21 protein-coding genes and 1 tRNA gene are annotated in these 19,222 nt (G+C 65.4%); 10 read left to right on the top strand and 12 right to left on the bottom strand.

Translation table 11 applies throughout. The features are described 5' to 3' along the window. Nucleotides 1-16: 16 nt before the first annotated feature. Both IC762_RS01190 and IC762_RS01185 read right to left on the bottom strand, forming a co-directional pair. Nucleotides 17-1,294: a PQQ-dependent sugar dehydrogenase gene (locus tag IC762_RS01190; RefSeq protein WP_195786844.1), complete on the bottom strand. Its 1,278-nt coding sequence runs from the start codon at nucleotides 1,292-1,294 to the stop codon at nucleotides 17-19. A gap of 316 nt (nucleotides 1,295-1,610) precedes the next feature. Further along, nucleotides 1,611-2,279, bottom strand: coding sequence for a DUF2865 domain-containing protein (locus IC762_RS01185; RefSeq protein WP_246801389.1), 669 nt, complete (start codon nucleotides 2,277-2,279; stop codon nucleotides 1,611-1,613). Between the two features lie 332 nt (nucleotides 2,280-2,611). Between IC762_RS01185 and IC762_RS01180 the strand changes: the two genes are divergently transcribed. After that, on the top strand, nucleotides 2,612-3,460 hold the full coding sequence (locus IC762_RS01180; protein ID WP_195786843.1) for an NAD-dependent epimerase/dehydratase family protein: 849 nt from the start codon (nucleotides 2,612-2,614) through the stop codon (nucleotides 3,458-3,460). A gap of 68 nt (nucleotides 3,461-3,528) precedes the next feature. Here IC762_RS01180 and IC762_RS01175 read toward each other — a convergent pair. Beyond that, nucleotides 3,529-3,603, bottom strand: a tRNA-Gly gene (locus IC762_RS01175). 185 nt (nucleotides 3,604-3,788) lie between these two features. Then, nucleotides 3,789-4,223, bottom strand: a complete 435-nt coding sequence (locus IC762_RS01170; RefSeq protein ID WP_195786842.1) for an SRPBCC family protein — start codon at nucleotides 4,221-4,223, stop codon at nucleotides 3,789-3,791. 211 nt (nucleotides 4,224-4,434) lie between these two features. On the opposite strand from IC762_RS01170, the gene trxA reads away from it, so the two are divergent. After that, nucleotides 4,435-5,358, top strand: coding sequence for a thioredoxin (gene trxA / locus IC762_RS01165; protein WP_195786841.1), 924 nt, complete (start codon nucleotides 4,435-4,437; stop codon nucleotides 5,356-5,358). Between the two features lie 30 nt (nucleotides 5,359-5,388). Beyond that, nucleotides 5,389-6,063: an LON peptidase substrate-binding domain-containing protein gene (locus IC762_RS01160; protein ID WP_195786840.1), complete on the top strand. Its 675-nt coding sequence runs from the start codon at nucleotides 5,389-5,391 to the stop codon at nucleotides 6,061-6,063. A 3-nt stretch (nucleotides 6,064-6,066) separates the two neighbouring features. Here the strand turns inward: IC762_RS01160 and IC762_RS01155 are convergent, their stop codons facing one another. From IC762_RS01155 to IC762_RS01130, 6 genes are all read right to left on the bottom strand, one after another. Beyond that, a complete protein-coding gene (locus tag IC762_RS01155; RefSeq protein WP_195786839.1) occupies nucleotides 6,067-6,618 on the bottom strand; it encodes a cytochrome b/b6 domain-containing protein in 552 nt (183 codons plus the stop codon). Next, nucleotides 6,615-6,872 carry a PepSY domain-containing protein gene (locus tag IC762_RS01150; protein ID WP_433995934.1) on the bottom strand — a complete coding sequence of 86 codons (258 nt, stop codon included), beginning with the start codon at nucleotides 6,870-6,872 and terminating at the stop codon, nucleotides 6,615-6,617. Before IC762_RS01150 ends, IC762_RS01155 begins: the two co-directional genes overlap by 4 nt. Nucleotides 6,873-7,070: 198 nt before the next feature. After that, on the bottom strand, nucleotides 7,071-9,641 hold the full coding sequence (locus IC762_RS01145) for a bifunctional diguanylate cyclase/phosphodiesterase (RefSeq protein ID WP_195786837.1): 2,571 nt from the start codon (nucleotides 9,639-9,641) through the stop codon (nucleotides 7,071-7,073). 173 nt (nucleotides 9,642-9,814) lie between these two features. Then, complete coding sequence (locus IC762_RS01140) at nucleotides 9,815-10,237, bottom strand: PaaI family thioesterase (RefSeq protein WP_195786836.1); 423 nt, start codon at nucleotides 10,235-10,237, stop codon at nucleotides 9,815-9,817. Next, nucleotides 10,234-11,037 carry a crotonase/enoyl-CoA hydratase family protein gene (locus tag IC762_RS01135; protein WP_195786835.1) on the bottom strand — a complete coding sequence of 268 codons (804 nt, stop codon included), beginning with the start codon at nucleotides 11,035-11,037 and terminating at the stop codon, nucleotides 10,234-10,236. The genes IC762_RS01140 and IC762_RS01135 overlap by 4 nt, the downstream gene beginning before the upstream one ends. Before the next feature lie 117 nt (nucleotides 11,038-11,154). Continuing rightward, nucleotides 11,155-11,505, bottom strand: a complete 351-nt coding sequence (locus IC762_RS01130) for a hypothetical protein (protein WP_195786834.1) — start codon at nucleotides 11,503-11,505, stop codon at nucleotides 11,155-11,157. Nucleotides 11,506-11,598: 93 nt separating this feature from the next. Here IC762_RS01130 and IC762_RS01125 point away from each other — a divergent pair, with 93 nt between their 5' ends. Genes IC762_RS01125 through IC762_RS01115 form a run of 3 tightly spaced genes read left to right on the top strand, consistent with a single transcriptional unit; the run spans nucleotide 11,599 to nucleotide 13,305 of the window. Beyond that, a complete protein-coding gene (locus IC762_RS01125; protein WP_195786833.1) occupies nucleotides 11,599-12,135 on the top strand; it encodes a TetR/AcrR family transcriptional regulator in 537 nt (178 codons plus the stop codon). Nucleotides 12,136-12,186: 51 nt separating this feature from the next. Further along, nucleotides 12,187-12,384: a Trm112 family protein gene (locus IC762_RS01120; protein WP_195786832.1), complete on the top strand. Its 198-nt coding sequence runs from the start codon at nucleotides 12,187-12,189 to the stop codon at nucleotides 12,382-12,384. A 3-nt stretch (nucleotides 12,385-12,387) separates the two neighbouring features. After that, complete coding sequence (locus tag IC762_RS01115; protein ID WP_195786831.1) at nucleotides 12,388-13,305, top strand: alpha/beta hydrolase family protein; 918 nt, start codon at nucleotides 12,388-12,390, stop codon at nucleotides 13,303-13,305. A gap of 23 nt (nucleotides 13,306-13,328) precedes the next feature. Here the strand turns inward: IC762_RS01115 and IC762_RS01110 are convergent, their stop codons facing one another. Then, a complete protein-coding gene (locus IC762_RS01110) occupies nucleotides 13,329-14,549 on the bottom strand; it encodes a ubiquinone biosynthesis hydroxylase (protein ID WP_195786830.1) in 1,221 nt (406 codons plus the stop codon). 203 nt (nucleotides 14,550-14,752) lie between these two features. Here IC762_RS01110 and tesB point away from each other — a divergent pair, with 203 nt between their 5' ends. Then, a complete protein-coding gene (gene tesB / locus IC762_RS01105; RefSeq protein WP_195786829.1) occupies nucleotides 14,753-15,616 on the top strand; it encodes an acyl-CoA thioesterase II in 864 nt (287 codons plus the stop codon). Nucleotides 15,617-15,619: 3 nt separating this feature from the next. Here the strand turns inward: tesB and IC762_RS01100 are convergent, their stop codons facing one another. After that, entirely contained in the window at nucleotides 15,620-16,519 is a 900-nt protein-coding gene (locus IC762_RS01100; protein WP_195786828.1) for a GYF domain-containing protein, read from the bottom strand. Between the two features lie 287 nt (nucleotides 16,520-16,806). Between IC762_RS01100 and IC762_RS01095 the strand changes: the two genes are divergently transcribed. The 3 genes from IC762_RS01095 (at nucleotide 16,807) to IC762_RS01085 (ending at nucleotide 19,221) form a co-directional block, all read left to right on the top strand. Then, nucleotides 16,807-17,145 carry a P-II family nitrogen regulator gene (locus IC762_RS01095; protein WP_195786827.1) on the top strand — a complete coding sequence of 113 codons (339 nt, stop codon included), beginning with the start codon at nucleotides 16,807-16,809 and terminating at the stop codon, nucleotides 17,143-17,145. A 74-nt stretch (nucleotides 17,146-17,219) separates the two neighbouring features. Then, nucleotides 17,220-18,530: an ammonium transporter gene (locus IC762_RS01090; protein ID WP_195786826.1), complete on the top strand. Its 1,311-nt coding sequence runs from the start codon at nucleotides 17,220-17,222 to the stop codon at nucleotides 18,528-18,530. A 352-nt stretch (nucleotides 18,531-18,882) separates the two neighbouring features. Further along, nucleotides 18,883-19,221 (top strand): P-II family nitrogen regulator, encoded by a 339-nt coding sequence (locus IC762_RS01085; protein WP_029080945.1) that lies wholly within the window; start codon nucleotides 18,883-18,885, stop codon nucleotides 19,219-19,221. Nucleotide 19,222 lies beyond the last annotated feature (1 nt).

Here is a 19,222-nt window from a genome sequence, read left to right as displayed (position 1 = left end):
CACTATGCTTCAGCCGTTACTTCTTGCTGTAGCTGATGCGATAGATCGCACCGGCCCAGTCGTCGGCGACGAGGATCGAGCCGTCCTTGTCGAGCAGGATGTCGGCGGGACGGCCGAGATAGCCCTGGTCACCCTCGATCCAGCCGTCGGCGAAGATTTCCTGCTTGGCGTTCTTGCCGTCGGGGCTCGCGGTGATCTTCACGATGCGGCCGCCCTGGTACTTATGCCTGTTCCAGGAGCCGTGCTCGGCGATCAGGATCGAGTTCTTGTAGGAGGCCGGGAACTGGTCTCCGGTATAGAACTTCATGCCGAGCGGAGCCACGTGCGCGCCGAGCTTGTAGACCGGCGGGGTGAACTCCGAGCATTTGTGACCCATCGCGAACTTGGTATCCGGCAGGTCGCCCTGGTGGCAGTAGGGATAGCCGAAGTGCTCGCCGATATGGCTGATCATGTTGAGCTTGTCGCTCGGCAGATCGTCGCTGATCCAGTCGCGGGCATTCTCGGTGAACCAATACTTGCCGGTGCGCGGATCGACGTCACCGCCGACCGAGTTGCGCACGCCGAGCGCCCAGATCTCCGCGTTACCGGTCTTGGGATCGACGCGGCGGATCTGCGACACCGAGGTCGGCGGGATGCCGATGTTGAAGGGCGGGCCGAACGGGATGTAGAACCAGCCTTCCTTGTCGACGGCGATGTACTTCCAGCCATGCGCCGCGTAGGACGGCATGTCGTCATACACCACCTTGCCGTCGCCGAGCTTGTCGAGATTGGCCTCGGCGTTGTCGTAGCGGATCAGCTTGTCGACCGCGATGACGTAGAGTGCGCCGTCCTTGAAGGCCAGCCCGGTCGGCATGTTGAGGCCCTTGAGGATGGTCTTGACCTCTTTCTTGCCGTTGTTGTCCTTGATCGCATAGACGTTGCCGAGGCCGAACGAGCCGACGAACAGCGTGCCCTTGTCGCCCCAGGCCATCTGGCGCGCGGCGAGCACGTTCGAGGCATAAACCTCGATCTTGAAGCCCGGCGGCAGCTTGATCTTCTTCATCATGGTGGCGAGTTCGGCGTCGGAAGCGCCGGTCGGCGGACCGGACGGCGGCGCCAGGCCCTTCTGCGCCTCGGTCTCGTCGCCGAGGAACCAGTCATCCGGTGGATGGGTCCAGAATTCCTTGTTGCCGGATTCATATTTCTTCAGCGCGCGGTTCTTGTCCGTTTGCGCCTGCGCATGGGCGAAGGTGGTCCCCGCCAATAGCGCGATCGCCGCGAGCGCAATTATGGATCGATTGAAAGCAGATTTCATCGCGTCACTCCCCTGAGCAAGCCGTTGCAGCTCGCCTGTTCTTGATTTTGATCGCCCTGAGAGATGGAATTGTGGCGGTCTGTGAGGTCAGTCAGACGGCAAAATGGTAGCACATCCGGCGAGGCTGAGAAGTCCGCGTGAACGTGCTGCGCTGCGGTCAAGACAAATTGAGCGACCAAATTTTGTGCGGGCGTGTTTCGGAAGATATCCACGCGCGCTTCGGGAAGATGATTCCGCGCGCTGCAGCGCAATATTCGCGTGGAAAGAAGCGCTATATTCGCGTGGGAAGAACGCTATCGTGAAAGAACGCTATGTCCTATCTGGACGAGATGCGCGCCAACCCGAGCGCCTGCACCTTGGCCTTCGACAGCGGCCTGAACATGATGCTGCGTCGCGTGCTGGAGCGCTCGCCTGAGACGGAAACGATCTTGAAGCCGTCATCGGCGGCGACGATGTCGCCGGTCCGCAAGGTGATGTCGTCCTCGATCGCGATCGCGGCGAGGCCCGAAATCGCCTTGGCACCGCAGGAGCATTGCGGCACGATCTCGCGCTGGAAGCGAAACGCGTTGGCGAGCTTCTTGTAGGCGTCACCCTTCTCGGTCGTCGCATTCTCGATGTCGAAGCCCGAATAGACTTTCATCTCGGCACCGGGACACACCGCCTCGCACATCTTGGCGCTTCCCTCTTCGCTTGCGCGCGACATCGGAAAGTAGCGGCCGTCGCAGGTCCTGACGCAGAAGCCGCCGCCTTGCGGCGCAACGCGCTGTTGCGACCGCGTCGTGATGTAGACCCTGGTGCGGGGCCGCTCGTCTGGATCGGCACTGGGCGCCGCGGAGTATGTCACCGGCGCGTAGGACATCGGGGAGAAGCTCGGTGCCGGCCGCGGCGCATAAGCGGAGTCGGAAGGCAGCATCTGCGCGACCACCGGAGCAGTCATTCCGCCAATGGCACCGATGACGGACAGCGCCACGCCGAGACCCGACACGCGTCGCTTCAAACCCTGGCCTGACGCCCAACTGACTGACATTTGCTGCACTGTCTGCCGTATCGCCGATGCAACGGCATGCATCTCGTGCCCTTACGCAATGCTGATAGCAACATAGATTTCTATCAGTTTTACGAAGGCGTGTTCTGACGGTTAATCAGAAACCGCCACCGACGGTGTGCGATGCTTGCGCGACATTAAGGTTATCGCGCGCGTCGCAGCGAGATATTCGCGCGAGATGAACGGTTGCATGTTCGAAACGACTCGCGCAAGACGTGGAGGCACAACGGGAATTCCGAAGCATGCGGACATTCGTCACAGGCGGAAGCGGCTTGATCGGCACAGCTGTGGTGCGCGAGCTGATCGCCCGCGGTCATCATGTCGTTGCCCTGGCACGCTCGGAGAGGTCGGCTGCCCAGCTCGCCGCGCATGGCGCGACGCCGATCGCCGGCGACATCGTATCGCCCGAGGCGTGGGTCGGCCGTCTCCCGGACGTCGATGGCGTCATCCACATGGCCTGCGACTTCGCGTCCGACATGGGCGCGATCGAATGCCGCCTGCTGGACGCGCTGTTACCCGCGCTTGCGGCGCAACCGCGCAAGGTGCGCTTCATCACGACCGGCGGCTGCTGGCTATTCGGCCAGACCGGCGACCTCACAGCGACCGAGACCACGGCATTTCGTCCGCTGCCTGCGTTTGCCTGGATGGTCCCGCAACTCAAGCGCATCCTGGCCTCGCAAGCGGTGCACGGCGTCGTCATCCATCCCGCGATGGTGTTCGAGCCGGCCGGCGGCGTGTTCCGCCGTTTTGCGCAGGAGGCATCCGAACGTCGCACGATCCGCGTCGTCGCGAGCGAGCGTGTCCGCTGGCCGTTGGTGCATCGCGACGATCTCGCTGCGCTCTACGGGCTGGCCCTCGCGCGCGCACCTGCCGGATCGAGCTATATCGGCGCCGCCATCGAGAGCTACCCGATCGGACCGATCGCACGCGCCTTCGCACGGCGCTTCGGCGGACCGCAGCAGCCGGCGATCATCTCCACCGACGCGATCGCGGCCGAGCTCGGTGAATGGGCCAGGGGCTATGCGCTGGATCAATGCCTCAGCGGCGCCAAGGCGCGGCACGAGCTGGGCTGGCAGCCGGTGCATCTCGACCCCGAAGCGGAGATCGCCGCACTCGCCTGAAAAACAAAAAGCCCGCCTTAAAGGTGCGGGCCTTCATCAGACTGTCAGCTCGGTCAGCGAGAAAAATCTGGAGCGGGCGAAGGGGCTCGAACCCTCGACCCCGACCTTGGCAAGGTCGTGCTCTACCACTGAGCTACACCCGCATCCGAGATGGCGGCGATCGCTCGCCGGCAACGGCAGACCTATGCCAAATGCTGCCCGTGAATGCAACACAAGAGCGCGGTCCGGACCTGACGAAATAGCGCGATTTCCTTAAAAATTGACGTCGAAATGAGCCGAAACCCGGTGGCGTCACGATTTCTTTGCACGGCTGGAGCCGGAACCGGGCTCAGGCCGCCATCGCGTCGCGGAGCGAATCGAGCCAAGTCTCGAACCAGGAGGCCAAGGTCCGGGTCAGCTCGGCGCGGCTATTCGGCTCGCAATCGAAGGTCGCCCACCATTCGACAAAGGCGCGGTTGCCGTCGATGACCGGCGTCACCCGCAAGGTGGCCACAAAATCCGCCATCGGCAAGGTCGGCGGGCCGGCGAATTCATAGCTCTGGAAGCGCTCGATATCGGACTGCGCCAGCAGCCGCTGCCGGATCCGACGCTCGCGGTAGAGCACGTTGCGCACCGCCCCGATGCTGTCGCCGGACTTGCCGTCCTCGATCTCGCTGGTCCCGGCGCCGTGGACCCAGACCGGGTAATTGTTGAAATCGCGGATGATTTTCCACACCTCGGCGGCCGGCTGCTCGAACACGGTTGAGTAATAGGCCTTTGCCATCGGCGTCCCTCCATCCACTGGATCAGGCCGCGATGATCGGCCGCGGCGCGGCCCAGTCCACCCGATCCCCGATGGAACAGGACGGAGCCGCAAGCGATTGAATTTTGCTGGCCGACCGCCATTTAGCCTGACAGAACGGCTGAACCAGCCGCGCGGAGCGTGCTAGAACGCACCGGGATTTTCGACCTCAGACGACCAGGCGAGGGACAACGTGACGATAATCGAGCAGGGCGGCGCGGAGACCCCGCAGCCAGCGCCCGATCTGATCAAGGAGACGACGACCCAGACCTTCGTCAAGGACGTCATCGAGGAATCGCGCCGCCAGCCGGTGATGATCGACTTCTGGGCGCCTTGGTGCGGTCCCTGCCGTCAGCTGACGCCGATGCTGGAAAAGGCGGTGCGCAACGCCAAGGGCCGGGTCAAGCTGGTCAAGATGAACATCGACGAGCACCCGCAGATCCCGGGCCAGATGGGCATCCAGTCGATCCCGGCCGTGATCGCCTTCGTCAACGGCCAGCCCGCCGACGGCTTCATGGGCGCGGTGCCGGAGAGCCAGGTCAACGCCTTCATCGAGAAGATCACCAAGGGCGTGCCGGCCGCCGGCGAGCCCAACCTCGCCGAGATCCTGGCCGAGGCCGATGCCGTGCTCGCCGAGGGCGACGCCGCCACTGCTGCGCAGATCTACGCCGAGGTGCTGGCGCATGACGCGACCAACATCGCAGCACTTGCCGGCCTTGCGAAATGCTACGTCACGACGGGCGCGGTCGAGCAGGCCAAGCAGACGCTGGAGATGGTGCCGGAATCCAAACGCAACGACGCCGCGGTGAAGGCGGTGCAGGCCGCGATCGATCTCGCCGAGCAGGCCGAGGCGGTCGGTCCGGTCGGCGAGCTGGAACAGAAAGTCGCCGCAAACCCGCTCGATCATCAGGCCCGATTCGATCTCGCGACCGCGCTCAATGCGATGGGCAAGCGCGCCGAGGCGACCGAGCAGCTGCTCGCCATCGTCAAGCGCGACCGCAAATGGAACGACGACGGCGCGCGCAAGCAGCTGGTGCAGTTGTTCGAGGCGTGGGGCGGCACCGATGAGGCAACCGTCGAGGGGCGCAAGCGGTTGTCGACGATACTGTTCTCGTAAAATACGCCCGACGCAGCAGCGGGACCGCAGATGCCGATCAATGCCGAATATCGCGGGCCCGGCGAGCTGCCGGAGGTGATCCCGGTGTTTCCGCTGCCCGGCGCGCTGTTGCTGCCGCGCGGCCAGATGCCGCTCAACATCTTCGAGCCGCGCTATCTCGCGATGATCGACGACGCATTGCGCGACGGCCATCGCCTGATCGGCATGATCCAGCCCGACGTGACGCATTCGCCGAACGAGGCTGTGCCAGTGCTGTTCCGGATCGGCTGCGTCGGCCGCATCACCCAGCTCGCCGAATCCGGCGACGGCCGTTACATCCTCGAGCTCACCGGCGTCTCGCGCTTCAAGGTGGTCGAGGAATTGACCGTGCAGACGGCGTACCGGCAGTGCAAGGTCGACTTCTTCTCCTTCGGCGACGATTTCACCGCGCGCAAGGGCGAGGATGCGGTCGACCGCAAGGCGCTGCTCGAGGTGCTCGCCGATTTCCTCGAAGCCAACAAGCTGAAGGTCGACTGGGACGGCATCGAGGCCGCGCCCAACGAGGCGCTGGTCAACGCGCTGGCGATGATGTCGCCCTACGGCGCCGCCGAGAAGCAGGCGATGCTGGAGGCGCCGGACCTCAAGACCCGCGCCGAAATCCTGATCGCGATCACCGAGATGGATCTCGCCAAGAAGCGCACCAGCGGCGATCCGCCGGTGCAATAGCGCTCAGCGATGACGTCGCTGCTTGCGCCCGGTGAGCATCGCGCGCACCAGATTCTGCCGCTGCAGCATTGCCATCGCGACGACGCCGAGCACATGCAGCACGACGAGGGCGATGACCGCGTCCGATGCATAGGCATGGGTGTCCTCGACCCACCAGGCGCCGAAGAACGTCACCGTGACCGACAGTGCGCCTGATATCGCCGAGACCGAAAGTGACAGCAGCAGCGCGACCATCATCGCGGTGCCGGCCGGATTGAGCCCGATATAGCGTCCGGTGATGCCGCGGCGGAGATTAAGGATATAGCGCGGCGCTGTGCGCAAGCGCACGCCGATCCTGCCGAAGCGTGAATAACGCGTGCCGGCAAAGCCCCAGATCAGCCGAAACGCCAGCAGTCCGATCACGGCATACCCGGCGAGCCGGTGCAGCCGGTCGTGCGTGCTGGGCGTAACCCAGGCGATCAAGACCAGGACGGCGAGCGCCCAGTGCCAGAGCCGCAGCGGCAGGTCCCAGACCTGCAGGCTGTCCGCGCCGCTGCCGTCACGCGCGGGCGTCACTTCGCGATGGTGTGCTTCAGGCTGAGATCTTCTGGGCTGTAGAACAGCTCGTAGGTCTTGCCGTCCTTGACGCCGTAGACCTCGTAGCAGGTGCCCTCGACCTTGGAGCGGCGCACCTCGTAGCCATCAGCCTTCGCCTTGGCTTCGGCATCGGTCGCCGGCTTCCACGACGCCTTGTCGAGCTTGGTGCAGGTCTTGTAGCCGTCGGCAAGCGCGGCCGAGCCCGCAAGGCCCAGCATGGCCAACGCAAGCATTGCAGACTTGATGATCTTCACGCGCATCTCCCCTCCGTTTCGATCATGCGCAAAACGCACCAGCGAAGGACGCGGAGGTGATCGCGAAGTCAAGCCGGCGCAATGCGTTGCGTGGCTTAGAGATATTCTAGCGATCACGAAAACTGCTTGAGTCTCCGTGCGCAATTTGCATTTTAGCGCTCGCTGCGGCCTTACGCCTCACGAGACGCGATTCGCCACCGCGGCGCGCGGGTGGGAAGCCGCGCCTGCATGCGCGCGGCGCGCGGCCGGACGTTGTGCCGGCGCTGCCGGGGCGCGCGCACCGATCATCTGGGCGACCTTCGCTCCTTGAACTGCCGGGCTGAAATGGAAGCCCTGCACCTCGACGCAGGCGTCGGCGCGCAGGATATCGAGTTGCTCGCTGGTCTCGACGCCTTCGGCGGTCGTCGTCTTGCCGAGGCTGACGGCAAACCGGACCACCGCACGCGCAATCCTGCGTGCCTCGTCGGTCGCCCCGGACAGTTCGGACACGAAGCTGCGGTCGATCTTGACCTTGTCGAACGGAAACTTCTGCAGGAAGCTCAGCGACGAATAGCCGGTGCCGAAATCGTCGAGCGCGATGCGCACCCCGAGCTCGTGCAACCGACCAAGGGCTTCGAACACCGCCTCGCTGTCATGAATGATCGCGGTCTCGGTGACCTCGAGTTCGAGCCGCTGCGGAGCAACTCCCGCGCTTGCCAGCGCGCGCATGATGACCGGGACCAGTTCCGAGCTCCTGAACTGGGCGGGCGACAGGTTGACCGCGATCTTGAGGTCGTCGGGCCATTTGGCCGCTTCGGCGCAGGCGGTTTGCAACACCCATTCGCCGAGCGGCACGATCAGGCCGGTCTCTTCCGCGAGCGGGATGAACGTCGCCGGCGACACGGCGCCGCGTTCCGGATGATGCCAGCGCAGCAGCGCCTCGAAACCGCAGGTCTCGCCGCTCGCGACGTTGATGAACGGCTGATAATGCAGCTCGAACTCGCCATTGGCGAGCGCGCCACGCATATCCCGCTCGAGGCTGCGCCGGGCCTGCAGCAGCCGATCGAGCTCCGGCTCGAAGAAGCGATAGGCGCCGCGCCCGCTGCTCTTGGCCGAGTAGAGCGCCAGATCGGCGCTGCGCAGGATGTCGTCCGAATTGGCGCCGTCGCGCGGCGCGATCGCAATGCCGATGCTGGTCGCGGTAGCCAGGCGATGATGGCCGAGGTCGACCGGCTCGCCGAGCGCCTTTCTGATCCGCTCGGCCAGCGCGCCTGCGTCGGCGACCGGATCGGTGACGTAGTCGATCACCGCGAACTCGTCGCCGCCGAGACGCGCGATCAGCGTGGTCTCGCTGACGCAGCGGCGCAGCCGCGCCGCCACCGCCTGCAGCAGCGCGTCACCGGCCGGGTGGCCGAGCGTGTCGTTGACCTCCTTGAACCGATCGAGGTCGAGCATCAGCACCGCAAGGCTCGGGCCGCCGCGCCGCATGGCGGACAGCGCCTGCTCCATCCGCTCCCTGAGCAGCACGCGGTTCGGCAGATCGGTCAGCGCGTCGTGCTGCGCCATGTGGGTGATCTTGGCCTCGGAGCGCCGTTGCTCGGTGACATCGCGGTGCGTCGCCACCCAGCCGCCGTCACCCATTGGCTGCCGGGTGACGCAGATCAGCCGGGCATCGGCAAGCTCGTCGACCCGGCTGGAGATCTCGGCGGCGGGCAGCGCGTTCAGCGTCGCCAGCAGCTGCGTCGCGGCCGTGTTGCTGGTGTCGCCCTTGAGGATGCCGTTCGCGATCCGATGCCGGATGATGTCGCCATGCGGCGTGCCGGGCACTAGCAGCTCGGGCGGCAGCCGGTACATCCGAGCATAGCGATCGTTGCACACGACGAGCCGCTTTTCCGCATCGAACATGCAGAGGCCTTCGCCCATATGGTTGATGGCGGTGTCGAGCCGAAGCTTCTGTTGCTGCAACTCGTTCTGCGACGCCTCGACCTGCTGGCGCGCCAACGAGAGCTGGCTGATGATCTCCTCGAAGCGAAGCGTGCGCAGCGCCAGACGGCGATCCGCCAGCACACCGACGAGGCTCATCCCGAGTACCGACAGCGCGACACCGGCGATCACGACCGAGAGAAACCCCGGCGAGAGCGACAGCGCGTCGGGCGCCAGCAACGGATCCGGCACGATCTGAACCGCGCCCATCGCCGTGAAGTGATGCGAGACGATCGCGACCGTCAGCAACAACGCGGCCAGCGCGGATCTCCAGCGATCCTGGTAGCGGACCGCGACCGCAAGCGCGGCATAGCCGAACAGCATGCCCAGCACGATGGAGATGCAGACCAGATCAATCGACCACGCCACGCGGCCCGGCACTTCGAGTGCCCACATGCCGAGATAATGCATGCTGGCGATGCCGGCCCCGATCACCGCGCCGCCGACCGGCGCGCGCCAGCGGCCGGCTTCGCCGGCGGCGAAGCCGAGGCCGGCGGATGTCAGCGTCATCGCCGCAGCGAGCGACAGGCCGGTCAGCATGATGCCGTACCCGGTCGGGACTCCCGGCTCATAGGCCAGCATGGCGATGAAATGGGTCGCCCAGATGCCGTAGCCGATCGCGGCGCCTGCGATCGCGATCCAGATCAGGCGCGTTCGCGCCTGCACGGCGGTCGCGCGGTGAAAGATATTGACGGCAGCAACGCTTGCGACGAAGCAAACCAGGCCGGCGAGCAGAACCAGCCGCCAGTCATGCTCACCGGAAATGCACGTAAGAATACGGAACATTGCGTCGGCCCACGATTGTTCTTTCCGATCAATAGGCCGACTGGATTTTCTTCTCGATGAATTTCCGCAAGTTTCGCTGACGTTGGTTATCCGCGCGTAAGCCGAATCCGCAGCGAAATTGATGACCCCATAGAATTTGGAAATGTCGCACCCCGGGTGCCGCAACGGCCCGATCAAGCGCCGAGTGGAACCAGCACCGTTTCGCCGGTTGCGACCAGCACGGCCTCGCCCGCTTCGTTCTCGGCAAACAGCTCGGCGCGGGCAAACGCCTGCTTGCGGCCTGCCCGCACCGTGGTGCCCTTGACGATGAAGCGGCGACCAACCGCCGGCCTCAGGCAATTCATCGAGAAGTGTGACGCGACGACATTGCCGACGACATTTGCCGCGGCAAAGCCGCAGGCGGTGTCGAGCAGGGCCGCGATTACGCCGGCGTGCAGATGGCCGGCATATTGGGTGAAGTCACCATTCCAGCGCATATGCACCTCGACCGCGCCATCGCCCGCGGCGACCACTTCGAAGCCGGCGAGGCGGTTGAAGGCCGCCGAGGCGTTGGTCGCGACGAGACGCGGCAGATCGAATCCCGGGCTCGTCGTCATGTGCTGCTCCATTGCGGTGTGCGGTTTTCGAGATTGGCCCTGACCGCCTCGATGTGATTGGGGGTGCCGAGCAGGGCTTTCTGCGCGGCGGTCTCGGCCGCGAGCCCGGTCGCGGCGTCGCAGTCGACCGCGAGATTGAGCAGCCGCTTGGCGGCACGGATCGCATCCGGGCTGCGGTCGGTGATATTCCGCGCCGTCGCGAGCGCCGCTTCGCGCGGATCGGCGACGATCCGGCTCACGAAGCCGTAGGCGAGCGCCTCCTCGGCGGAGAAGATGCGGGCGGTGTAGGTCAGCTCACGGATGACATCTTCGCGGGCGAGATGCCGCATCAGTTGCGTGCCGGCCATGTCGGGCACCAGGCCCCATTTGGCTTCGATGATCGCAAGCCGCGTGCCGGGCGCGACATAGCGCAGGTCAGCGCCGAGCGCGAGCTGAAAGCCGCCGCCGATGGCCGCACCATGTACCGCCGCAATGACCGGCATGGGAAGCTCGCGCCACAGCCACACCAGGTGCTGCGCGAAGTTGGCGATCCCGTGGGTCCGCTGGCCGAGATCGGCGAACGGCAGGATCGATTCGCCTTCGGTCGTCGCGACCATGCGGTCCATGTCGAGCCCGGCGCAGAACGCCTTGCCCTCGCCGGACAGCACCACCGCGCGGACCCTGAGATCGTCACGCAGCCGCGCGCCGGCGTCGGCGATCGCCGCGAACATCGCCGGATCGAGGGCATTCAGCTTGTCCGGGCGGTTCAACCTGACATCGGCAACGCCGTTGGCGATGCGAAGAGAGATGCGGCCGTCCATGGCATGCTCCGCAGCGCTAGAGCATTTTCGGTTCTGATTGAATCAGAACCGAAGCTCTAGCTTTTTGTTTTGACGCGTTCTTCATGCGAACCGGTATCCACTTCGCTCGAAAACGCTCTAATAGCCGGCGAGTGCGAGCGCAACGACGGCGCTCATGCCGATCCAGCCGAGATGGGGACCGCGCGTCGCGATGGCATTCGCGATCGCGGCGCAGCCGAACACGACGGCGAACGTCGCCACGATCCAGTGCCGCGCCGGATCCGACGCCATCGCGGGCGCTGCAAGCAGCAGCACGCCGCCGGCGATCCAGGCGATAGTGCCGGCCTGCCAGACCAGGCGGAGCAGCAGGCGCAGCCGGGGTGGCTCGACCGTGGCGCGCGCGAACACCTTGGTCTCGCCGAGAACGCCATGCGCCAGGCTGATGCCAATGGCGATGGTTCCGGCAACTTGCAGCAGTAGATCATGCATCGCGACCTCCATACAGTGCTGTATGGTTGTGGCACCACCCGCTGGCGCCTGTCAATACACTTGTGTATGGTGGCGGCTGCGGAACAGGGAACCATGACCGAACAGCTCTCGGCAAAGGATTGGCTTGACCAGGGCCTGAAGACGCTGGCGCGAGACGGCTTCACGGCGCTGAAGGCCGAGCCGCTGGCCAAGGCGATGGGGGTTTCGCGCGGCAGCTTCTACTGGCACTTCGCCGACATCGCCGCCTACCGCGACGCGATCCTGGCGCATTGGCGCGAGGTCATGGCCGAGCAGGTGATCGCACAGCTCGAGACCATCCCGTCGGGCGAGGACGCGCTGGCACTGCTGCTGCGCCGCGCCTTCTCGACGCGGCTGGCGCTGGAACGCGCGGTGCGCAGCTGGGCCATCGTCGACCCCACCGCGCGCGCCGCCGTGCATGCGGTCGACCAGCGCCGGCTGGGCTATATCGAGACCTTGCTCCGGCACGCCGGATTTGGCGCAGACGTAGCGCGCGGCCGCGCGCAAATCCTCTATTGGGCGTTCATCGGCTTCGCATTGTCGGATCAGGCCCTGCCAAAGCCGCGTCAGCAGGCCGCGCTCGACGAATTGTTGCGGATGGTGAAGCACTGACGGCGCGCCTCGCAGTGTGCTACACGAGAACGAGCGAGCCGGAGACATCAGATGAATGCCACGCCCGACCATCTCGAAAGCACCACCGATCCAAAACTGCTGGAGATTTTGGTGTGCCCGATCACCAAGGGGCCGCTGGAGTTCGACGCGGCCAAGCAGGAGTTGATCTCGCGCTCCGCCAAGCTCGCTTATCCGATCCGCGACGGCATTCCGATCATGCTGCCGGAAGAGGCAAGAAAGATCGACTAGGGCATGATCCGAGCGCTCGTCGCATGGCTGCTGCTGCTCGCCTCGCTGACGGGCGCGGCGGCCGACGAGAACCATGTGCGCATCGGGCCGATCGACGCGGTGCTGACGGTCCCGCCCGACGTCGCAAAGCCGCCGGTGGCGCTCCTGATCGCGGGCTCCGGGTCGACCGACCATGACGGCAACGGCCCGCAGCTCAAGCCCGCGACGCTGAAAAAACTGTCCGAGCAACTGGTCGGCCGCGGCATCGCGACGCTGCGCTACGACAAGCGCGGCGCCGGCGGCTGGAAGAAGGAATTCGGCCGTCCGGAGGATTTCCGCTTCAAGGACTTCGTCGACGACGCGGCTGCACTGGTCGAATATCTGCGCGGCAGCGGCAAATTCTCCCGGCTCGCGCTGGTCGGGCACAGCGAGGGCGGGCTGGTTGCGATCCTCGCCGCGCAGCGCGCCCCGGTCGACCGGCTGGTGCTGCTGGCGACCGCGGCGCGCAAGCAGGGCGATCTGGTGAAGGCGCAGCTCGAGAAGCAGCTGCCTTCCGACAAGTTCGAACCGATCGGCAAGGCGATCGATGCCATCATGGCCGGGCAGATCGTCGACCCGCCGCCGGCGGGCCTTGCGATCGCGCCCGCGATGCAGCCCGGCATCGCCTCGGCCTTCACCGAGGATCCGGTCGATCCCCTGAAGACCATCACGGGGCCGGTGCTGGTCGTCGCCGGCGGCCGCGACCGTCAACTGGCGCGGCTCGATTTCCTCGCGCTGACCGCCGCCGACATCGCGGCCAAGTCACTGTGGCTGCCGGAGATGAATCACGTGCTGGTCGACGTGACCGACGAGGCGGACGACAAGGCGAGCTACAATCAGCCGGAGCGGCCGCTGGATCCGGATATGATCGACGCCGTGGCGGGTTTTATCGGAGCGCCGTAGCCCGGATGCAAGACGACGAAATCCTATAAAGCCTCGCCCTTCAACAGCCGCGGCACCTCGCCCGACAGCCCCGCGGCCTGGCGGATGAACATCTCCTTCAGCGGCGGGGTGCGGTCGACGAGGCCGAGGCCGATGTCGCGCACGGTGCGCAGCAGCGTCGATTCATTGGAGAACAGGAAGTTCAGCGAATTGGTCGCCACGCCCATCGCCATCGTGTCGAAGCGCCGCCAGCGCTGGTAGCGCTCGAGCACGTCGGACTGGCCGAGATCCATGCCGAGCCGCGCCGCGTCGACCACGACCTCGGCAAGCGCCGCGACATCCTTCAGGCCCATATTGAGCCCCTGCCCTGCGATCGGATGGATCACATGCGCGGCGTCGCCGATCAGCGCCAGCCGTTCGGCGACGAAGGAGCGCGCCACGAAATAGCCGAGCGGGAACGCGCGCGGCTTGTCGAGCGGCTTGATCTCGCCGAGATGCAGGCCGAAGCGCTGCTCGAGCTCGGCATGGAATTCGTCGTCGCCGAGCGCCGTGATGCGCGCGGCATCCTTGCGTGTCTCGGTCCACACCAGCGAGGAGCGATTGCCGGTCAGCGGCAGGATCGCGAACGGGCCCGCGGGCAAAAAGTGTTCCTCGGCGCGGCCGTTGTGCGCGCGCTCATGGCCGACGGTGACCACGATGCCGGATTGGTCATAGTCCCAGCCGTGGGTCGCAATGCCGGCGCGCTCGCGCAGTTTCGAACGCGCGCCGTCGGCGGCGACCAACAGGCTCGCATCGATTACGCTGCCGTCGGCCAGGGTCACGCTGACACCGTCGGGACGCGCATCGAAGCTCGACACCGCGGTGGCGCGCAACTCGACGCCTTCGGCTTCGGCTCGCGTTGCCAGCGCATCGATCAGATAGCGGTTCTCGACCATATGCGCGAACGGCTCGCCGGGCTCGACATTGCCGGCGAAGGTCAGGAACACCGGGCGCGTGGCGTCCTCCAGCTTGGAGTCGGTCACCACCATGTCCGTGATCGGCTGCGCTGATGGCGCCACCTGTCCCCAGACCCCGAGGGTCTCGAACAGCCGCCGGCAGGCGGCGACGATCGCGGTGGCGCGTGGATCGCGGCTCGGGCGCAGGCTCAGCGCCGGATCGGCCACGATCACGCCGATATCGGGCCCGAGCCCCTGGCGCAGCGCCACCGCCAGCGCGAGCCCGGCAAACGCGCCTCCGCAGATCACAATACTTCGCTGTGCCGGCATGCCGTTTCCTTAGTCCGTGACGCTCTCAGACTGTGCTTGCTACCTGATAATAGCTGGGCGAAACAGGGTGGGAAACAAGCCCGATCGTCATTCCGGGGCACGCGCAGCGTGAGCCCGGAATCCATCAGGCCGCATGTTCCGTGGATAGATGGATTCCGGGCTCGCGCTTCGCGCGCCCCGGAATGACGAAAGAAAGCGTTTCCATGTCCAAAAGCCTGATCGACCTGCTGTCCATCCTCGATCTCGAGCAGCTCGAGGTGAATTTGTTCCGCGGCAACAGCCCGAAGACGAGCTGGCAACGGGTGTTCGGCGGCCAGGTGATCGGGCAGGCGATGGTGGCGGCGTGCCGCACCGTCGAGGGCCGGCTGCCGCATTCGCTGCATTGCTATTTCATCCTGCCCGGCGATCCCCAGGTCCCGATCATCTACCAGGTCGAGCGGCTGCGCGACGGCAAGAGCTACTCGACCCGCCGCGTCACCGCGATCCAGCACGGCAACGCGATCTTCTCGATCATGGTCTCGTTCCACGCCGAGGAGCAGGGCGCGTTCGACCATCAGGACAAGATGCCCGACGTGCCGCCGCCGGAGAAGCTCACGGCCGAGGAAGTGTCGAAGCAACCGATGTTCAAGGAGATGCCGGAGTTCATCCGCCGCTACTACGAGAGCGACCGGCCGATCGAGCTGCGCCCGGTCGAGCTCGGCCGCTATTTCGGCCAACAGATCGAGGACGGTCGCATCCATGTCTGGATCCGCACCGCCGCAAAACTGCCCGACGATCCGGCCCTGCACATGTGCGCGCTGGCCTATGCGTCCGACTTCTCGCTGCTCGATGCCGTGATGGCGCGCTACGGCCGCACGCTGTTCGACAAGCGCATGATGCCGGCGAGCCTCGACCACGCGATGTGGTTTCACCGCCCGTTCCGCGCCGACGAATGGCTGCTCTACGCGCAGGATTCGCCGAGCGCGCAGTCAGGCCGCGGCCTGACCCGCGGCCTGATCTTCAAGCCCGACGGCACACTGGTGGCCTCGGTCGCGCAAGAGGGCTCGGTGCGCGAGCGCAAGACATAGGGCTTACACGCCCGGCTGCGAACCGCGCTCGACCAGCACGGTCTGCGACGCAAACCACTGCCACAGCCAGCGATAGACCCACGGGATCGGGATGATGAAGGCGGCGGCGATCGCGGCGACGATCGCACGCCAAAGCAGCTCCAATCCGCTGCCGTTAAAGATCACCTCATGCCGCGTGCCCTCGATGTTGCGGCAGAACCATCGGGTCGCGGCGGCGTAGACCCACGCCCAGCCGATGATCGTGATGAATGAGACGACGGACAACAGGGTCCAGCCCAGCAGCGCCCACGGCGTGCCGACGAAACTCAAGCCGAGCGGCTGCCCGTTAGACGCGAGGTTCGCGATCACCCATTTGAAGAACAGCCAGTACAGCGCGATCTCGGCCAGGAAGACCAGGATGTTGAGCACCTGGATATCGAGCAGCCGCACTACGACGAACAGCACGATCGCGCCGAAGAACCAAGGCACGACCGTCATCGCGGTGCCCTCGAAGCTGAGGTTCGGCCGCCCGGGCACGCGCACGTGCGGGATCAGCCATTTGAGATACCAGACCAGCATCCAAGGCAGCGGAATGACGAAGCAGCTCGCGATCGCAAACACGATGCTGCGCCAGGTGAAGTCCCAGATACCGAAATCGATCGACAGCGGCCCGCCGCTATAGCTTCCGGAGGCCACTACCTGTGGCGGCCCGCCTGCGGCCTGCGGCGGAAAAACCGGCGGCGCGCCTGCGCTGGGGACGAGGCCGGGAATCTCGCCGGCCTTCTGCCAGCCCGCCATGCCCTCGGTCCACACCAGCGTGTCTGATCGCACCATGCCGCGAGCGATCAGGTCGCGGAGTTGGCCCTCCGGCAGGGGCCCCTTCTGCTGGCCTTCGGATGCATAAAACCAGTTTCGGTTCGACATTTTTGTTTCCTCTGGGCACGCGCGCCACGCGGACGGTGGCGAAAACGAGCCAGCGGGGCCGCTGGCCGGGTGGGAAAACCGCATTCTGGCCGAGGCTTTTCGTTCCGTATAGGGAGGGGGCTCACCCGCTGCGCATGTTTTCCGCTTCAACCTGCAACTTTTTTGTGCCATTTGCCCAGAAAGATGCCAGATTTAGCGAACGCGGAATGGCGGCTGCGGGGCGGCAGCCAGCCTGCTCGTGACGCGGGCGCACGCGGAAATACCTCAAGGAAATGAAGGCCTGAACCATGAAACTCGTCGTCGCGATCATCAAACCGTTCAAGCTCGATGAGGTGCGCCAGGCGCTGACCGCGATCGGCGTCCACGGCATGACGGTGACCGAGGTCAAGGGCTATGGCCGCCAGAAGGGCCACACCGAGATCTATCGCGGCGCCGAATATGTCGTGAACTTCCTGCCGAAGCTGCGGATCGAGATCGCCGTCGATTCCGACGTCGCCGACCGGGCGGTCGCGGTCATCACCCAGCACGCGCGCACCGGCCAGATCGGCGACGGCAAGATCTTCGTTACGCCGATCGACCACGCCTTGCGCATCCGCACCGGCGAGACCGACCGCGACGCGCTCTGAACACTTCAATTCGCGAATCGCCGCCGGCAACGAGGCCGGGCGCGACCCACACGACAACACGCCGGGGAATGACGATGGGGGCACGAGCTCTTCGCGCAGCGCTATTGGCTGCGCCGATCACTGCTGCAATGCTGTTCGCGCTGGGTCAGCCGGCTTTCGCGCAGGACTCGGGTAGCATCAACACCGCCGACACCGCCTGGATGATCGTCGCCACCGCGCTGGTGCTGATGATGACGATCCCCGGGCTGGCGCTGTTCTACTCCGGCATGGTGCGCAAGAAGAACGTGCTGGCGACGATGGCGCAGAGCCTCTCCGCGGTCGCCATCATCTCGATCCTCTGGGTCACCTTCGGCTATTCGCTGAGCTTCGTCGGCGACGGTCCCTGGCTCGGCGGGTTCGACCGCTGGTTCCTGGCGGGCATGACGACGGACAGCGTCAACCCGCTCGCCAAGACCATCCCCGAAGCGCTGTTCATGCTGTACCAGATGACGTTCGCGATCATCACGGTGGCGCTGGTGGCGGGCTCGGTCGCCGACCGCATGCGGTTCTCCGCCTATCTCTTGTTCTCGATCGGCTGGTTCGTGTTCGGCTATGTGCCGTTGGCGCATTGGGTTTGGGGCGGCGGCTTCCTCGGCCAGCTCGGCGTGCTGGATTTCGCCGGCGGCCTCGTCGTGCATCTCTCTGCCGGCGTCAGCGGCCTGGTCGCCGCCAAGGTGATGGGCAATCGCCACGGCTATGGCAGCGACAACCTGTCGCCGTTCGACCTGTCGCTCGCCGTGGTCGGCACCGGGCTGCTGTGGGTCGGCTGGTTCGGCTTCAACGGCGGCTCGGCGCTGGCAGCCAATTCGCGTGCGGTGATGGCGATCATCGCCACCCATCTGGCCGCATGCGCGGGTGCGCTGACCTGGGGCGCGATCGAATGGGCCAAGCGCCGCAAGCCGTCGGTGCTCGGCATGATCTCGGGCGCGGTCGCCGGCCTCGGCACCATCACGCCGGCATCCGGCTATGTCGCGCCGTGGCACGGCGTCATCATCGGCATCATCGCCGGCCTGGTCTGCTACTGGGCCTGCACCTGGCTGAAGCATCGCTTCAAATATGACGACTCGCTCGACGTGTTCGGCGTGCACGGCATCGGCGGCATGACCGGCACGCTGCTCGCCGGCATTTTTGCGGCCGCCGCGATCGGCGGCACCTCGGGCCTGCTCGAAGGCAACCCGAAGCAGCTTCTGATCCAGTTCTACGGCGTCGCCGTCACGCTGGTCTGGTGCGGCGGCGTGACCTTCGTGCTGCTCAAGCTGGTCAGCGTCTTCGTGCCGCTGCGGGTTTCGTTGCAGCAGGAACTCGAGGGCCTCGACATCTCGCAGCACGGCGAGGCGCTGCAGTAAGCACCGTCATTGCGCGCGAAAGCGCAATGCCGGAACTCCGCAGTGAGACTACCGCGTTACCGTAAACCTGCCGCTGCTCTGGGCACCATTGTGTCCGGAGCCTGACGTGCTCTCGTTTTGAACAGACCTGATCAAAATTTAGGCGCGACGGAATAGCGCAGCGGCAGCCTCCTCCCGCAAAGCGGGAAAAGGTCCGGATTCATAATCCATTAGCGAAATCCGGCCGTCTGGCACGGCATTTGATTCTAAGGGTCCCGGCTGTGCCCGCGTAGTGGAAGTTCTCCGCGTGGTGGTTCTCAGTCGCAATCTCCCGGTGTCACGTTCGCGCCGGGCCCAAGCGGGGATAGGACTCATGAAAATTGTTATGGCGATCATTAAGCCATTCAAGCTCGAAGAGGTCCGTGACGCCCTGACCGCCATTGGCGTTCACGGTCTCACGGTGACGGAAGTCAAAGGCTACGGCCGTCAGAAGGGCCACACCGAAATCTATCGCGGCGCCGAATATGCCGTGAGCTTCCTGCCCAAGATCAAGATCGAGGTCGCAGTCGCCTCCGACCAGGTCGACAAGACCATCGACGCCATCACCTCAGCCGCCAAGACCGGACAGATCGGTGACGGCAAGATCTTCGTCATCAGCCTCGAGCATGCGGTGCGCATCCGCACCGGCGAGGCGGATGCCGCGGCCCTCTGAT

Origin of the sequence: Bradyrhizobium genosp. L (assembly GCF_015624485.1) — a bacterium.
In the GTDB taxonomy this organism is placed as follows: Bacteria; Pseudomonadota; Alphaproteobacteria; order Rhizobiales; family Xanthobacteraceae; genus Bradyrhizobium.
This window is presented reverse-complemented; position numbering and strand designations above follow the sequence as displayed.

Excerpts from the sequence above, each read along its gene's own strand:
- IC762_RS01110 (WP_195786830.1), bottom strand. The coding sequence starts at position 14,549 with ATGCCGGCACAGCGAAGTATTGTGATCTGCGGAGGCGCGTTTGCCGGG.
- IC762_RS01090 (WP_195786826.1), top strand. The coding sequence starts at position 17,220 with ATGGGGGCACGAGCTCTTCGCGCAGCGCTATTGGCTGCGCCGATCACT.
- IC762_RS01190 (WP_195786844.1), bottom strand. The coding sequence starts at position 1,294 with ATGAAATCTGCTTTCAATCGATCCATAATTGCGCTCGCGGCGATCGCG.
- IC762_RS01130 (WP_195786834.1), bottom strand. The coding sequence starts at position 11,505 with ATGCATGATCTACTGCTGCAAGTTGCCGGAACCATCGCCATTGGCATC.
- IC762_RS01125 (WP_195786833.1), top strand. The coding sequence starts at position 11,599 with ATGACCGAACAGCTCTCGGCAAAGGATTGGCTTGACCAGGGCCTGAAG.
- IC762_RS01120 (WP_195786832.1), top strand. The coding sequence starts at position 12,187 with ATGAATGCCACGCCCGACCATCTCGAAAGCACCACCGATCCAAAACTG.
- IC762_RS01115 (WP_195786831.1), top strand. The coding sequence starts at position 12,388 with ATGATCCGAGCGCTCGTCGCATGGCTGCTGCTGCTCGCCTCGCTGACG.
- tesB (WP_195786829.1), top strand. The coding sequence starts at position 14,753 with ATGTCCAAAAGCCTGATCGACCTGCTGTCCATCCTCGATCTCGAGCAG.
- IC762_RS01145 (WP_195786837.1), bottom strand. The coding sequence starts at position 9,641 with ATGTTCCGTATTCTTACGTGCATTTCCGGTGAGCATGACTGGCGGCTG.
- IC762_RS01140 (WP_195786836.1), bottom strand. The coding sequence starts at position 10,237 with ATGACGACGAGCCCGGGATTCGATCTGCCGCGTCTCGTCGCGACCAAC.
- IC762_RS01170 (WP_195786842.1), bottom strand. The coding sequence starts at position 4,223 with ATGGCAAAGGCCTATTACTCAACCGTGTTCGAGCAGCCGGCCGCCGAG.
- IC762_RS01135 (WP_195786835.1), bottom strand. The coding sequence starts at position 11,037 with ATGGACGGCCGCATCTCTCTTCGCATCGCCAACGGCGTTGCCGATGTC.
- IC762_RS01085 (WP_029080945.1), top strand. The coding sequence starts at position 18,883 with ATGAAAATTGTTATGGCGATCATTAAGCCATTCAAGCTCGAAGAGGTC.
- IC762_RS01160 (WP_195786840.1), top strand. The coding sequence starts at position 5,389 with ATGCCGATCAATGCCGAATATCGCGGGCCCGGCGAGCTGCCGGAGGTG.
- IC762_RS01095 (WP_195786827.1), top strand. The coding sequence starts at position 16,807 with ATGAAACTCGTCGTCGCGATCATCAAACCGTTCAAGCTCGATGAGGTG.
- IC762_RS01150 (WP_433995934.1), bottom strand. The coding sequence starts at position 6,872 with ATGCTTGCGTTGGCCATGCTGGGCCTTGCGGGCTCGGCCGCGCTTGCC.
- IC762_RS01100 (WP_195786828.1), bottom strand. The coding sequence starts at position 16,519 with ATGTCGAACCGAAACTGGTTTTATGCATCCGAAGGCCAGCAGAAGGGG.